The 14,075-nt window shown below is 67.7% G+C and carries 12 protein-coding genes; 5 read left to right on the top strand and 7 right to left on the bottom strand.

The genetic code is table 11. From position 1 onward, the window contains the following. Positions 1-291: 291 nt before the first annotated feature. From AB4Z37_RS08610 to AB4Z37_RS08580, 7 genes are all read right to left on the bottom strand, one after another. The gene (locus AB4Z37_RS08610) at positions 292-1,065 is read right to left on the bottom strand and encodes a carbohydrate ABC transporter permease (protein ID WP_441516476.1); all 774 of its coding nucleotides are present in this window, start codon (positions 1,063-1,065) and stop codon (positions 292-294) included. A 112-nt stretch (positions 1,066-1,177) separates the two neighbouring features. Beyond that, complete coding sequence (locus tag AB4Z37_RS08605; RefSeq protein WP_441516291.1) at positions 1,178-2,119, bottom strand: carbohydrate ABC transporter permease; 942 nt, start codon at positions 2,117-2,119, stop codon at positions 1,178-1,180. A gap of 323 nt (positions 2,120-2,442) precedes the next feature. Beyond that, the gene (locus AB4Z37_RS08600) at positions 2,443-3,762 is read right to left on the bottom strand and encodes an ABC transporter substrate-binding protein (protein WP_441516290.1); all 1,320 of its coding nucleotides are present in this window, start codon (positions 3,760-3,762) and stop codon (positions 2,443-2,445) included. 119 nt (positions 3,763-3,881) lie between these two features. Continuing rightward, positions 3,882-4,121, bottom strand: a complete 240-nt coding sequence (locus tag AB4Z37_RS08595) for a hypothetical protein (RefSeq protein ID WP_441516289.1) — start codon at positions 4,119-4,121, stop codon at positions 3,882-3,884. 224 nt (positions 4,122-4,345) lie between these two features. Beyond that, positions 4,346-5,581 (bottom strand): MFS transporter, encoded by a 1,236-nt coding sequence (locus AB4Z37_RS08590; protein ID WP_441516288.1) that lies wholly within the window; start codon positions 5,579-5,581, stop codon positions 4,346-4,348. 86 nt (positions 5,582-5,667) lie between these two features. Continuing rightward, positions 5,668-6,537, bottom strand: coding sequence for a polysaccharide deacetylase family protein (locus AB4Z37_RS08585; RefSeq protein WP_441516287.1), 870 nt, complete (start codon positions 6,535-6,537; stop codon positions 5,668-5,670). Positions 6,538-6,539: 2 nt separating this feature from the next. After that, entirely contained in the window at positions 6,540-7,244 is a 705-nt protein-coding gene (locus tag AB4Z37_RS08580; RefSeq protein ID WP_441516286.1) for a fumarylacetoacetate hydrolase family protein, read from the bottom strand. Between the two features lie 230 nt (positions 7,245-7,474). On the opposite strand from AB4Z37_RS08580, the gene AB4Z37_RS08575 reads away from it, so the two are divergent. The 5 genes from AB4Z37_RS08575 to AB4Z37_RS08555 all read left to right on the top strand — a co-directional run bounded on the left by AB4Z37_RS08575 (position 7,475) and on the right by AB4Z37_RS08555 (position 13,994). Next, positions 7,475-8,194, top strand: coding sequence for a GntR family transcriptional regulator (locus tag AB4Z37_RS08575; protein WP_441516285.1), 720 nt, complete (start codon positions 7,475-7,477; stop codon positions 8,192-8,194). A 120-nt stretch (positions 8,195-8,314) separates the two neighbouring features. After that, positions 8,315-8,977, top strand: coding sequence for a secretin and TonB N-terminal domain-containing protein (locus AB4Z37_RS08570; protein ID WP_441516284.1), 663 nt, complete (start codon positions 8,315-8,317; stop codon positions 8,975-8,977). 129 nt (positions 8,978-9,106) lie between these two features. After that, positions 9,107-9,727: an RNA polymerase sigma factor gene (locus AB4Z37_RS08565; RefSeq protein ID WP_441516283.1), complete on the top strand. Its 621-nt coding sequence runs from the start codon at positions 9,107-9,109 to the stop codon at positions 9,725-9,727. Position 9,728: 1 nt separating this feature from the next. Beyond that, positions 9,729-10,739 (top strand): FecR family protein, encoded by a 1,011-nt coding sequence (locus tag AB4Z37_RS08560; protein ID WP_441516282.1) that lies wholly within the window; start codon positions 9,729-9,731, stop codon positions 10,737-10,739. A 171-nt stretch (positions 10,740-10,910) separates the two neighbouring features. Further along, complete coding sequence (locus tag AB4Z37_RS08555; protein WP_441516281.1) at positions 10,911-13,994, top strand: two-partner secretion domain-containing protein; 3,084 nt, start codon at positions 10,911-10,913, stop codon at positions 13,992-13,994. The last annotated feature ends 81 nt before the right edge of the window (positions 13,995-14,075 follow it).

Raw genomic sequence — 14,075 nt, 5'->3', positions numbered from 1 at the left:
CGTCAGCGCCGAGACATCCCAAGTCGGATGTTTCCGACTTGGGACTTCAGATATAGAACGCAACTCGGCCCCGAGTTGCTTCGGATCCAGCCTGGCGGCGCGTCCGGCTGTACGCCGTAAGCTGGATGCGCGGGTCAAGCCCGCGCATGACGCAGAATGTGAGGTAAAGCCGGGGGCATTCATGACGCGAACCGAGGGGCGGGGATAAGGCCATGACGCATCGTATGATGCAGGCGTCTGACGATACCATGACGCTTGCGAGCGATGGCCTGCCTCATCGTTGAACATCACTCACCCCTTCAGCCCCGTGGTGGCGATGCCGTTGATCAGGAGGCGCTGGAACGCGAGGAAGAAGGCGAACACCGGCAGCAGCGTCAACGTCGACATCGCGAACAGCGCGCCCCAGTCCGATTTCCCGGTCGAGTCGACGAAGCTGCGCAGGCCGAGCTGCACGGTGTAGCCGTTCATGTCGTTGAGGTAGACGAGCGGGCCGAAGAAATCGTCCCAGGTCCAGATGAAGGTGAAGATGGCGGCGGTCGCCAGCGCCGGCAGCGACAGCGGCAGGATCACCATCCAGTAGATCCGCCAGGGTCCGCAGCCGTCGATCATCGCCGCCTCGTCCAGCTCGCGCGGGATCGAGCGGAAGAACTGCACCAGCAGGAAGATGAAGAAGGCGTCGGCGGCGAGGAATTTCGGCACGATCAGTGGCAAGAAGGTGCCGACCCAGTCGAGGTTGAGGAACAGCACGTATTGCGGGATCAGCGTGACATGGTAGGGCAGCATCAAGGTGCCGAGCATCAGCGCGAACCAGATCTTCTGCCCCCGGAACTTGAGCCGGGCGAAGGCATAAGCCGTCAGCGAGCACGACAGCACGTTGCCGATGACGCAGCTCAGCGACACGATCAGCGAGTTGATGAAGAACTGGCCAAACGACACCTGCAGGCCGGACCAGCCGCGGCGGTAGGCGTCAAGGCTGAAGCTCGACGGCCACAGCGAGGCGCTGGCGAAGATATCGCTGTCCGGCTTGAACGAGCTCGCCAGCATCCACAGCAGCGGATAGAGCATGGCGAGCGAGGCGAGGCACAGCAGCACGTGATAGACGAGGCTGCGCCCTGCGCCGCGGGGTGCGCCCTGCGCCGGGTCGTCGAGGTCGCGCTGCGGCGTTGTCACGGTGATGTCAGCCATCGTAGTGTACCCAGTAGCGCGACGACAGGAACGTGAGCGCGGTGAAGGTGGCGATGATCACCACCAGGATCCAGGCCAGCGCCGAGGCATAGCCCATGCGGAAGTAGGCGAACGCTTCCTGATAGAGATAGAGCGTGTAGAACAGCGTCGAGTCGATCGGGCCGCCGCTGCCGCCGCTGATGATGAAGGCCGGCGTGAACGCCTTGAAGGCCTCGATGGTCTGCACCACGGCGTTGAAGAACACGACGGGGGTGAGCAGTGGCAGCGTGATGCGCCAGAATTGCTGGCGGCGGCTCGCGCCGTCGATCTCTGCGGCCTCATAGACGTCTCTCGGGATCTGACGCAGGCCCGCGAGGAAGATGATCATCGGCGAGCCGAACTGCCAGATGCTGAGCGCGACCAGGGTATAGAGCGAGTAGTCGGGATCGGAGATCCAGCTCGGACCATGGATACCGAACAGGCCGAGGAACTGGTTGAGCAGGCCGTCGCCGGAAAACAGCTGCCGCCACAGCACGGCGATGGCGACACTCGCGCCGATCAGCGAGGGCAGGTAGAACAGCGCGCGGTACAGCGGCAGGCCGCGAATGCCCTTGTTCAGGATCACGGCGACGAACAGCGCGAACGCCAGCTTCAGCGGCACCGCGAGCACGACGTAGAGGAAGGTGACATGCATCGCCGAGACGAACTTGGGATCGTTGGTGGCGATCCGCACATAGTTCGCCGCGCCAATCCATTTCGGCGTTCCCAGCAGGTCAAAATCGGTGAAGGACAGATAGAGCGAGATCAGCGCCGGCCCGAGGGTGAGGCCGAAGAAGCCGAGCAGCCATGGCGTGAGAAAGAGATAGCCGGCGATACTGCCGCGCCAGTCGGCGCCTTCCGCCGTCTCGGCCTTCGCGATCGGCCGCGGCGCGGCTTCAGTCAGTGTGCTGGCCATGGTCCAATCTCAAAATGGCTCAATCTCAAGATGGTTCGATCGCAAACTCATACCGTTGTCCAACGGCGAGTTGCATCGCGCCCACCAATTCGGCGTCATCACCGGGCCGGCGCGCAGCGCCGTGACCCGGTGATCCAGCTTCGCGATGCCTCCGCATGTGGCAAGCGAGCTGGATGCGCGGGTCAAGCCCGCGCATGACGCAGAAATTGGAGCGAGGCCTGCCTTCTTCATGTTCTCGCTCGCGGGCCGGTGAACTCGAAGACCGTGGATGGGTAGGACAAAAAAGGAGGCAGGGGTGCCGAGTGCACCCCGCACCTCCAGCCTTACCCGCGCGCGAGCACCGCGGAGCTGTCGGTGACGAACTGCTTGGCGCCGTCCGCGGGCGTCAGTTTGCCGAAGCCGATCTGCTCGTTGACGCGCTGCAGGATGGTCTGGATCTCGCCGGCGCCGCGCGGCGGCGGCGGCGGCAGCGGGCCGACCTTGTCGCTGATCAGTGTGATGTAGTCGGCCATGGCGCGGCCGAGGTCGTCGAGGGTCGGCGACACCGCCTTGCGCAGGGCATCCGAGGCGGGCACGCCGCGCTCCACCCCGAGCAGCTTGCCGGCCTCGACATCGGCGACGAAGAAGCTGACGAGTTGCGCCGCCGCCTCCGGCTGCTTGGACTGCGCCGACACGCTCCACATCATCGCCGGCTTGAGGTACTGGCCGGGCTTGGCGGTCTTGCCGCCGTCCGGATAGGTCGACAGCGCGAGCTTGCTCTTGTTGAGCGCCTGGAAGCCGACGAGCTGGTTGGAATGGGCGAACGCCATCGCCGCCTTGCCGAGGGTGAGCAGGCTGGAGTCGATCTCGCCGCGGTCGAGCGCCTGCACGTCCGGGGCCGCGCAGCCGCCGCGTTTGCGCAGCTCATGCCAGAATGCGAACCACTCGGTCATGTCGGCGGCGTCGTAGCCGAGCTTGCCCTCGGGCGTGTACAGCGACTTGCCGCGCTGGGCGAGCCACACTTCGAGGCCGGGCTCCTCGCGGCCACCGTCGGCGATGCCGGTGAAGCGGTCACGCTTGGCGGCCTTGCTGATCTCGACCGCGAGTTCGCCGATCTCGGCCCAGGTCATGTCCCAGGTCGGCTCCTTGAGGCCGAGCTTCTGGATCAGCTCCTTGTCATAGACCAGCGAGGTGGAGTTGAGCCCGAGGCTGACGCCATAGATCTTGCCGTCGACCTTGCCGCTGTCGACCGCCGCCTTGCTGAAATCGCCGAGATTGAGCTGGGCGGGTACATAGCCGTCGAGCGGTTGCAGTGCGCCGCGGCGGGCGTACTCGAAGATGTAACGGTAGTCCATCTGGATGACGTCCGCGGCGTTGCGGCCGGCGGTCTGGGTGGCGAGGCGCGGCCAGTAGTCGGTCCAGCCGAGGGATTCGCCGGTGATGGTCACACCGGGATGGGTCTGTTGGTAAAGCTTGTTGACCTTGTCGGTGCGCTCCGCCCGCTCCTTGGAGCCCCACCAGAACATGCGCAGCCGCTGGTCGGCCTGGGCCAGACCGGTGCGGCCGCCAAGGGTCGTCAACGCGGCGCCGCCAAGCGCGGCTGACAGGCCGGCGCCGAGCACGGAACGGCGTGAAAGCGGGCCACCGCCCGGGGCGTTGGTCATTGTGTCATCTCCCTGTCCATTATGTGGGACCACACGAGTCCCGTCCGGCTTCGATGACCGGATCTTCGCTGACAGGTTGCGCAACTTGCCGGCCTTTGACAAGTGCCGACGCAGGGAGATCAACGGCTTGGTGGGATCGGCGGGGCAGAATCGACCGGCCGCAGCCACGGGCTCATCGGGCGCGGCCGGTGGCCGCGCGTGGTGTTCAGGAACAGGCAGACGGTGCGCGCGTGGGATTCGGCGAGCCCGTACAGCGCCGCCGTCCCGAGGGACGCGAAATCATCGCGCTCGCAGTCCCACACCACCCAGGAATCGGTGGGATCACGGAACACCTCGAACCGCGCATTGCCTTGCCCCATCATGACCTCCCGCCCCGCTATCTTAAGTGTAGCGAGCGGACCATAACCGACGGCGCTGATTTGTCATCCGCGGAAATTTGTTTGAGCTGGGGAATAAATCGGCAAGGCCGGGAAGCGGAGTGCTGTCCGGATGCATCGGCACGGCGCCATCACGGGCGTCACGCCGTCTGGTTGAGTGAGGTGCCTTTCTTCGCGCAGAGCGTTTTCCATCGCTGCCGCAGGGCCTAGCGTGTTGCATGTGACATCGCCCGGCCGTCGAGGCCGAGCGCCAGCACGGCGCCGGCAACGGACAGCAGGGTGATCTGGATGAGCCCGGCCTGGCCCCAGCCGGCGAGGCTGGCGATGAAGCCGATGAGATAGCCGGCGATCGCTGCGGCGCCATAGAGGCTGGTGACGAACACGCCGGAGGCGCGTCCCGCCAGCGCTCCATCGACCGCCTTCACATGGGAGCCGGCGAGGTTGACGTAGATCGTGCCGCTGACGATGAAGCCCCACAGGAACGACAGCGCCGCGTGCGCCGCGAAACTCTGCGCGTAGGCGAACAGCAGGAAGCCGAGCACCGCGGCGCCGAGGAAGGCGAGGCCGAACACCGCGCGCGGCGAGAAGCGGTCGCCGAACCAGCCGCCGATCAGCGAGCACAGCACGCCAAGGCCGTAGATGCTCATGATCGCGCCGGTGTCGGCGGGCGCGACATGGAGTTGCTCGCGCAGGAACGTCGGGTACATGCCGAGATAGCCATAGATGATCAGCCCGCCGATCAGGCTGAGCACCGTGAGGATCACGGTGTTGCGGTTGAGCAGCGTCGACGCGCCGCCGACCACCTGCACGCCGTCGGCGCGGCGCTGCACCTCGGTGATCGCCGGACGCACCGCAAGCGCGATCACCGCCATGGCGACGAAGCCGATCACGCCGAACACCATGATGGGGCCGTGCCAGGAGCCGTGGAAGCTCAGCACGACGCCCGCGAGCAGCGGGCCGACGATGGCGCCGACACCGAACGAAGCATTGATCGCGCCGACCGCGACGCTGCGATAGCGAGTGAAGGCGGTGGTGGCGATCGCGATCAGCGCGGTGAGCTGCATCGCTTCGCCGATGCCGGTGGCGGCGCGATAGATCAGCATGTCGGCGAAGCCGGTGGCATAGGCTGTCAGCACGGTGCCGGCGGAGAAGATCGCGATGCCGATCTGCAGCACGGCTTTCCGCGAGGCGCGCGCCAGCAGATAGCCGGTCGGCCAGCCGGCGACCGCCATGCCGAGGGTGAAGATGGTGGAGAGGAGCCCGGTATCGGCGAGCGAGAAGCCGTATTCCTTGCGCACGTCGGCGGCGAGCAGCGGGAAGATCTGCCGGTCCATGGCGTTGACGACATAGGAGGCGAGCAGCAGCCCGAACATCGCCAGCATGGCGATGCCGGGTGAGGCGTCGTCGCGCGCAGGCGCAACCGTGTCCGTGTGAATGGTCATGGGAGTCCTCCCGATCCCCGGGGGATCGTTGGTTGTTGCTTTTGTTTGGGGCACCGTGGCGGATTGCCGCCGCGGTGGAAGACGTGTCAGGCTTTGGCGGCCTGGTACCAGTCGAGGATTTCCTCACCGGTGCGGAACACGACGCCGTTCTTGCCGGCGATGTGCTGCAGCGCTTCGCGGAAGTAGCGCAGGCGGTGCGGCGCGCCCATGATGTAGGGATGCACCACCAGCGCCATGACGCGCGCGGAGGTCGCCGCGTCGGCATAGAGCTGCTCGAACTGGTCGATGGCGCGGTCGCGATACTCCGACGCCTTGTGATGCTGGATCAGCATCATCGCGACGTCGTTGCACTCCTGGGTGTAGGGCACGTTGACGATCGGTCCGCCGCGGGTCTTCAGCACCACCGGCTGGTCGTCGAGCACCCAGTCGCAGACATAGTCATAGCCTTCCTCGACCAGGATGTCCGGCGTCTCCCAGGTTTCGGTGAGGCCGGGGCCGAGCCAGCCGCGCGGCCGGCGGCCGACGTAGTCGGCGATTGCCTTCGTCGTCCTGGCGATGTCCTCGCGCTCGTTCTCGACCTTCTGCATGTTCTTCTGGGTGAAGCCGTGGCCGATGAACTCCCAGTCGCGTTCGCGCGCGGCGCGGGCGATCGGCTCGTAGGCGCCGATCGCCGAGCCGTTGATGGCGAGGGCGGCCTTGATCTTCAGCGTGTCCAGCACTTCCAGCATGCGCCAGAAGCCGACGCGGTTGCCGTACTCGTGCCAGGCCCAGTTGGGAATGTCCGGGCTCGGTGAGCCGCCGGCCGGCGGCGTCAGCACGGTGCGCGGCATCGGCTGGCGCGCGTCCCATTCTTCGACATTGACGATCACCCAGACCGCGAGGCGGGCGCCCTCCGGCAGCGTCAGCTTCGGCCGCTCGGTGATGGCGGAATACGACAGGCGCTCGGTCGGCAGCATGCTCAGAACTCCTTCGGGCCGATGGTGAAGTGGATCTCGCCGAGGCCGTCGATGGCGCCGGTCATGCGGTCGCCCGGCACCAGCGGGCCGACGCCGGCCGGCGTGCCCGTGAAGATCAGGTCGCCGCTTTCGAGCGCATAGTGCTGCGACAGGTTGGCGACGATCTCAGCGACATTCCAGATCATTTGGCCGATGTCGCCGCGCTGGCGCACCGTGCCGTTGACCGCAAGCGTGATCGCGCCGGAGGTGATGTGGCCGACCGTGCTCGCGGGATGGATCGGGCCGCACGGCGCGGAGTGATCGAACGACTTGCCGATTTCCCAGGGCTGGCCCCAGGCGCGGGCGTCGCGCTGGCGATCGCGGCGGGTCATGTCGAGGCCGACCGCATAGCCCGCGACATGGTCGAGCGCCTGTGCCAGCGGGATGCGCGCGCCGCCGCGGCCGATGGCGACGACGAGCTCGATCTCGTGCTGGTAATCCTCGGTGAGCGGCGGATAGGGCAGCGTGGCGCCGTCCTGCATGATGCTGTCGGCCGGCTTCTGGAAGAAGAACGGCGGGTCACGCTCGTCGCCTTCCTTCATCTCGCGGATGTGGTCGACATAGTTGCGGCCGACGCAATAGACGCGGCGTACCGCGAAGAAGCTGTCCGTGCCGGCGACTGGCAGGGCGATGGATGCGACCTGGTGCGTGATGCGGGATGCGAGCATCCGGCTGTCCTCCCTTGAGAGCCAAATATCTGCTGGCTGGGTGTGCCAGCTCATGCCGACATAAAATGAGTACACTTTTGCTTTGTCAATGATAAAATGTGTACACTTATGGGGCGATATGACCCCGGACGTGCGCGAGTGGGTGACAAAACTCTGATTTTGGCTCGATTTTCGAGTCAATCGACAGGCCATTCGAATCGAAATATGTACACACTTGTGCAAGGCCCCCGATGACCGAGACCGTTTCCAGCCCCGCCGGCTCCCCGCGCAGCGCCTCGACCCAGTCGCGCCTGCTGGCGGAGCGGCTGCGCCAGGCGCTGCTCGACGGCGCGTTTCCTGCCGGCAGCCGGCTCAACGAGGTGCATCTCGCGCGCACCCTCGAAGTGTCGCGCACACCGCTGCGTGCTGCGCTGCAGACGCTGGCCGGCGAGGGGCTGCTGCATCACACGCCGAACCGCGGCTTCACGGTGCCGGAGCAGTCGCTGTCGGCGATCGTCGATGCCTACGAGATGCGGGCGCTCGCCGAGGGGCTGGCGGCGCGCCTCGCCGCCGAGCGCGGTCTCTCCGACGCGCTGCGCCAGCGCATGGAGGACGCGCTCACGGATGGCGACCGCGCGCTCGCGCCGGAGACCGCCGACGACGCGCGGCGCGGCCTCTATGCCGAGGCCAACGCGGCGTTCCATGCGATGATTCACGAGGCGGCGCAGTCGCAGCTGGTGCGCGACGTGCTGCGCATCTGCCAGCGCGTGCCGCAGACCTCGGCTCACAACATCGTGGCGTTCGATCTCGACGACGTCCGCCAGCGCCACGCCGCGCACCGCCAGATCTACGAAGCGATCATCTGCCGGGAGCCGCGCGAGGCCGAGCGGCTGATGCGCCAGCATGTGCTCGCGGTGAAGCTGTCGATGGCGCGCTGGTTCGGCCAGCAGCGCGCGGTCGATCCGAACTAGGTGCGCAGGCTCTGCGGCCGCATTGACAGCGGCGCGGTTGTCGGCCCTATCTGCCGGCCGTGACAGAGAGATGCACGGCTGCGCATGGACTGGGATTATCCCGAGCGTGACGACAGGCGCATGACGGTGTCGGCTGCGCCACGCCTGTCGTTGTGGCAGGGAGTGCTTGCGGCGCTGTTGTTGCTGATCGCGATGCCAGCGCTGGCGGTGGAGCGGTCGACCGCATCGGGCGACAGCACCGTCTACGACATTCCCGCCCAGGATCTCGCGCGCGCCCTCAACGCCTATGCGACGGCGAGCGGCCTGCAGGTGCTCTACGAGACGGCGCTTGCCGCCGGCCGCAGCTCCACGGCGGTGAAGGGGCGCATGACGCCGGACGCGGCGTTGCAATTGCTGCTGTCAGGCAGCGGGCTCGTCAGCCGCCGCACTGACGTCGATGCCATCACGCTGTACGCCGAGAAGCCTCCGGACGCCGCGCCGGCGCCGGCGCGGCCCGATCCACGCTTCCTTGGCGTGCTGCAGGGCGCTGTGCTCGGCGCGCTGTGCGGCACCGAGGAGACGCGCCCGGGGACGTATCGCGCCGCGCTGCAGCTCTGGATCACGCCGGCCGGCGCGATCACCCGCGCGGCGTTGCTGGGTTCAACCGGCGACGTGAGGCGCGACGCCGCGCTGCAGCGCCTGCTGCCGGGAACGGTGGTCGGGGCGCCGCCGCCCGGGCTCGGCCAGCCTGTTACTCTTGTCATCGGCCCGCGCGCGGGCGGCGCGCGGCCGGAGTGCGGGTAGGCGGATGCCGGTGTAGTCGATCTGTTACATTTGCCCGTTACAAGCCCTTCACAATTCCGGCCCGCGTGGTGCGACAGGCGTCGCGCGGCGGCCGGATGTTGGGCGGCCGTTCGAAACGCAGTCACTCCGATGGGACCAACGAGCTGGGCGGCGCTGCGTGACCTCATCAGCGAGCGCTACGACGAGCTGAAGGCGCGGCTGACGCGCCGCCTCGGCTCCGAGGAGCTCGCCCGCGAAAGCCTCAACGAGACCTGGCTGCGGCTGCACCGGCCGAACGACGCCGGAATGGTCGACAGCCCCACCGGCTATGTGATGCGCATGGCGGTCAATGCGGCGACCGACCACCGCCGCGCGGAGAGCCGCCGCGCGCGCCGCGCCGATGTGTCCGCCGCGCTTGAGGTGGCCGATCCAGCGCCGGGGCCGGCCCGCGAGGCCGAGGCGCGGCAGGAGCTGGACATGCTGCGCCAGGCGATCGCGTCGCTGCCGCCGCGCACCCGCGACATCCTGATCGCGGCGCGGCTGGAAGGCCAGCCGCAGCAGGAGATCGCCGCGCGCTATGGCATCTCGCCGCGCATGGTGCGGATCGAGCTGCGCCGCGCACTTGACCATTGCGAAGCCCTCCTTGAAGAAAATGCGACAGAGGGCTTCCTGTCCGGGGCCGCTGAAACGTCTATAGGAGAGGCAGCTGTGGATCGGCCTTCCGATCCGCGGCGCGCCGCCAGCCCGTCCAGTGAGGACGGGGACGCATGAGATGGCGCCGGTGATGACCATGAACGACCAGCAGGGATTGTCGGGGATGACGGCGCATGGCGCTGCGTCGGCCGACGACCTGCGCCGCGAGGCCAAGGACTGGGTGGTGCACCTGGCGACCGGCGAGGTCACGACCGCGGACCTGCAGGCGCTTGCGGCGTGGCGCGGGCGCAGCGCCGCGCATGCGCAGGCCTATGCACAGGCGTGCCGGCTGTGGAGACAGCTCGAGGCGCCGCTGCGGGCGGTGGCGCCGGCAGAGGCGGCGTCGCCGATGGTGCGTCGGCCGGCGCGTGCCATTTTCGGCCGCCGTGCATTCCTCGGCGGGGCGCTTGCCGCGTCGGCGGCCGCGGTCGTCGGTGTCGCCGTGGTGAAGCCGCCGCTCGAGCTGTGGCCCTCGCTCGATGCGCTCGCCGCCGACTATCACACCGGCACGGGGGAGCAGCGCCGTGTCGCGGTGACTGACGCGGCCTCGATCGAGCTGAACACCCGCACCAGCCTGAACATCCGCGGCGCCGACAGCGTCGAACTGATCAGCGGCGAGGCGGCGGTGTCGGCGTCCACGCATCCGGTGGTGGTGCGCGCCGCATCGGGCCGCATCTCGGCGAGCGACGCCCAGTTCACCGTGCGCTGCGATGGCGCGCAGGTGCGCGTCACCGGCCTTGCAGGCGAGGTCGAGGTTGTCTGCGCGGGGCATCGCGCCATGGTCGGGCCTGGCCAGCAGATCGTCTATGCCGGCAGCAACCTCAGCCAGATCGCCGCGGTCAATCCCGAGATCGCCGCCGGCTGGCGCGACGGTCTCCTGATCTTCCAGGACGAGCCGCTGGCGCGGGTGATCGAGGAGGTCAACCGCTATCGTCCGGGCCGGATCGTGCTGATGAACACCGCGCTCGGCGACCGCCGCATCACCGCGCGCTTCAAGCTGGCGCGGCTCGATGCGGTGCTGACCCAGTTCCGCGAGGCGTTCGGCGTTCGCGTCACGCCGCTCGGCGGCGGCATTGTGGTGCTGACCTGAAGCTCTCTGTGACCGTCTGTGCGACAGTTTGACGACATTCACCGCAAAAAAGAATCCACGATTTCATTTCCTCTCGGTCGGGGGTGGGGCGTCCATAGACGGTCGGGACATGCCCGGCGCCTGGAGCAGCTATGGCTGTGCCGGGCCTTTCGCCGATCGAGAGAGTTCGTGATGTCCCGCCACCACCGTCTGTCCTCCGCCTCCCTGCGCCGCGCCACTCTGCTGGCGGGAACGAGCCTTCTGGCGCTGCTGGCGGGCGTGCATCACCCGGTGAGCGCGGCGCAGCTCGGCGGCGGCGTCGGTGTGCCGGCCACCACCTACACGATGGATGCTGCGGCGATGGCCGCGCAACAGGCGGCGGCCGCCGCCCAGCAGAGCCAGAGCGCGATGCGCCGTTCGATCGAGGCGATCCAGGCGATGCAGGGCGCCCAGGCCGCGGCGCGCGCCGCCGCCGCGGCGGCGCAGCGCTCCGCGACATTGCCGCAGATCACCGTGCCCAATGGTCTTGGCGCCGGCGGCCTGCAGGTCGCCCCCAGCGGCACGTGGAGCGGCGCCTCTGCGCCGGTGCAGAGCGCGGGCGGCAACGGCACGCTCGTCACCATCAACCAGACGGCGCAGCAGGCGATCCTGAGCTGGCAGAGCTTCAACGTCGGCGCCCAGACCACGGTCAATTTCAATCAGCCCTCGTCGACGGCGACCGCACTCAACCGCGTCATCGGCAATGCCGGCCCGAGCCAGATTCTCGGGCAGATCGCCGCACCGGGACGGGTTCTGATCATCAACCAGAACGGCATCATTTTCGGCGGCGCCAGCCAGATCAATGTCGGCTCGCTGATCGCTTCCACTGCAAACATCACCGATCAGCAGTTCCAGGCCCGCGGCATCTATTCGGTGCAGAGCGGCAGCGCGTATCTGCCGAGCTTCACGGGAGCGGGCGGCCAGATCGTCGTCGAAAAGGGCGCACTGATCACCACCAACCCGCCGGTCGACGCGACATCGGGCGGCGGGTTCGTCGCGCTGCTCGGCTCCAGCATCAGCAATGCGGGCGCGATCACCACCCCCAAGGGTCAGGCGCTGCTCGCCGCCGGCGACGACTTCATCCTGCGGCCGGGCTACGGTACCAACGCCAACCAGTACTCGACCACGAACGGCAACGAAGTCGCGCCGGTGATCTATGCCGGCAGTGCGAGCGGAGCCGTCACCAACACCGGCCTGATGTTCGCGCAGCAGGGCGACATCACGCTCGCTGGCCGCACGGTCGTCCAGGACGGCGCGCTGCTGAGCTCCACCTCGGTCAACCAGCGCGGCACCATCCATCTGCTGAACTCGGCCAGCGACCCGAGCGGCAGCATCACGCTGACCGCCAACAGCCTCACGCTGGTCCTGCCCGAGCTGAGGTCGACGGACACCGCGTTGAATTCGCGGCGCGATACCCTGATCGCAGGCTCGGGCGCCAACGCGCTCGCCACCGGTCAGTTCGACGACCTCTCCATCCTCGCCGATCGACAGGACCAGTCGCGGATCGAAATCGTGAGCGGCGGCCTTGTCAATGTCCGCAGCGGCTCGCAGACGATGGCGCAAGGCGGCCAGATCGCGGTCTCGGCCGGCAAGCGCGTGTTCACCGAGAATGGCGCCACCGTCGACGTCTCCGGCGTGCAGGGCGTCGTGCTGCCGATGAGCGCCAACTCCATCAAGGTCAACATCCAGGGCAACGAACTGCGCGACTCGCCGCAGAACCGCGACAATGGCGGGCTGTTCAGCCAGAATGTCTGGATCGATGCGCGCAGCCTCACACTGGTGCCGGCCGGCACCGGCGGTTATGCCAGCGACCGCTACTACACGTCCGGCGGGCTGTTGGAGGTGTCCGGCTATGTCAGCAACACGCCGCACACCATCGGCGAATGGAGTGCGGTCGGCGGCACCATCGCGCTCGCCGCGCCCGAGGTGGTGACGCAGCAGGGCTCGACCTTCAATATCTCCGGCGGCTCGGTCACCTACCAGGGCGGCTTCATACCGCAGAGCTACGTGCTCGGCAGCGATGGGCGCATCTACAATGTCAACAGCGCGCCGTCGAACCTCAATTACACGGCGGTGGTGACCGGCTTCGTGGTCCAGCACAACCAGGGCGGCAAGCTCGATCCGGCGCTGACGGAGATCTATGCAAGTCCCCTTGGCTTCGGCGGCAGCGCCTGGCAGGGCGGCTACACGGTTGGCCGCGATGCCGGCCGCCTGATCATCTCGGCGCCGACAGCGGTCTTCGAGGGACAGATCGTCGCCGACGTGATCAAGGGCACGCGTCAGGTCAATGCGCGTCCGGCGGGCATGACCGACGGCTACAAGCTGACGCAGGGCACCGCGCCGCTCGCCGGCACGCTGGCGCTGGGGCAGTATGGTGGCTTCGGGCTGATCGGGGCCTACGGCACCGACGTCAGGTTCGGGACCGTGACGCCGATCACGAGCGGATTCAACGCGACCGATGCGCTGCCGGCGCAGCGCCAGAACACCGCCTGGTTCGATGTTCAGCCGATCAACAACAAGCTCGGCGGTCTCAACATCGCCACCGGGACCAGCATCACGGTCGACCAGGCGCTGTCGTTGACCCCAGGCGGCCAGATCACCTTCGCTGCGCCGTCGATCGCCCTCAACGCCGACGTCACTGCGCGCGGCGGTAACGTCACGCTCGGCAATCTGATGCACGGCGTGCTGGGCGTCGGCCAGGCGACGCAATGGTGGGCGCTGACCAATGGCGCCGGTGTGCCCTCCGTGGCGGTCGCGGGCGGGGTGACCATCGACCTGCGCGGGCTGTGGAGCAACACGGCGAGTGATCCGACCGATACGGGCGATCTGGCTTTCATCAACGGCGGCAGCCTCAGCGTCTCCACCACTGGCAGCATTGCGCTGACGAAGGGCAGCCTCGTCGATGTCTCGTCCGGGGGCGGCGTGTTGATCAACGGCCAGCTCCAGGGCGGTAGCGGCGGCAGTGTCAGCCTCATCACCAACGACTACTCCCATCTCGGCGCCGCCGACTATTTCGCGATCGACCGCACTGCGCCGCTGGTGCTCGACGGCAGCTTGCGCGCCTACGGCTTCAACGGCGGCGGCAGCCTGACGCTTGCGGCAGGGCAGCAGGTCGTGATCGGCAGCGGCATCGCGCCGTCGAGCGGCACGCTGGGGATCGATCCCGTGCTGTTCTCCTCCGGCTTCACCCAGTACGGCGTCACCGGACGGAGCGTCGTTATTGCCGCCGGCACCTAGGTTGCGGCGGTTGTTCCGACCTACCGCTTCAACAGCGCCAGCGTCCTGCTGCCGAGCGGCAGTGCCCCGGCGGCGGCCGCC

The organism is Bradyrhizobium sp. 2TAF24 (assembly GCF_052115025.1).
Lineage (GTDB): Bacteria > Pseudomonadota > Alphaproteobacteria > Rhizobiales > Xanthobacteraceae > Bradyrhizobium_A.
Note: the sequence above shows the minus strand (reverse complement) of the source record. Positions and strands in the feature narration are given on the sequence as shown.

What these genes read in the sequence shown, in the direction of transcription:
- AB4Z37_RS08610 (WP_441516476.1), bottom strand. Translation starts at nt 1,065, where the DNA reads ATGCTCTATCCGCTGCTGTGGATGCTGGCGAGCTCGTTCAAGCCGGAC.
- AB4Z37_RS08605 (WP_441516291.1), bottom strand. Translation starts at nt 2,119, where the DNA reads ATGGCCAGCACACTGACTGAAGCCGCGCCGCGGCCGATCGCGAAGGCC.
- AB4Z37_RS08600 (WP_441516290.1), bottom strand. Translation starts at nt 3,762, where the DNA reads ATGACCAACGCCCCGGGCGGTGGCCCGCTTTCACGCCGTTCCGTGCTC.
- AB4Z37_RS08595 (WP_441516289.1), bottom strand. Translation starts at nt 4,121, where the DNA reads ATGGGGCAAGGCAATGCGCGGTTCGAGGTGTTCCGTGATCCCACCGAT.
- AB4Z37_RS08590 (WP_441516288.1), bottom strand. Translation starts at nt 5,581, where the DNA reads ATGACCATTCACACGGACACGGTTGCGCCTGCGCGCGACGACGCCTCA.
- AB4Z37_RS08585 (WP_441516287.1), bottom strand. Translation starts at nt 6,537, where the DNA reads ATGCTGCCGACCGAGCGCCTGTCGTATTCCGCCATCACCGAGCGGCCG.
- AB4Z37_RS08580 (WP_441516286.1), bottom strand. Translation starts at nt 7,244, where the DNA reads ATGCTCGCATCCCGCATCACGCACCAGGTCGCATCCATCGCCCTGCCA.
- AB4Z37_RS08575 (WP_441516285.1), top strand. Translation starts at nt 7,475, where the DNA reads ATGACCGAGACCGTTTCCAGCCCCGCCGGCTCCCCGCGCAGCGCCTCG.
- AB4Z37_RS08570 (WP_441516284.1), top strand. Translation starts at nt 8,315, where the DNA reads ATGACGGTGTCGGCTGCGCCACGCCTGTCGTTGTGGCAGGGAGTGCTT.
- AB4Z37_RS08565 (WP_441516283.1), top strand. Translation starts at nt 9,107, where the DNA reads ATGGGACCAACGAGCTGGGCGGCGCTGCGTGACCTCATCAGCGAGCGC.
- AB4Z37_RS08560 (WP_441516282.1), top strand. Translation starts at nt 9,729, where the DNA reads ATGGCGCCGGTGATGACCATGAACGACCAGCAGGGATTGTCGGGGATG.
- AB4Z37_RS08555 (WP_441516281.1), top strand. Translation starts at nt 10,911, where the DNA reads ATGTCCCGCCACCACCGTCTGTCCTCCGCCTCCCTGCGCCGCGCCACT.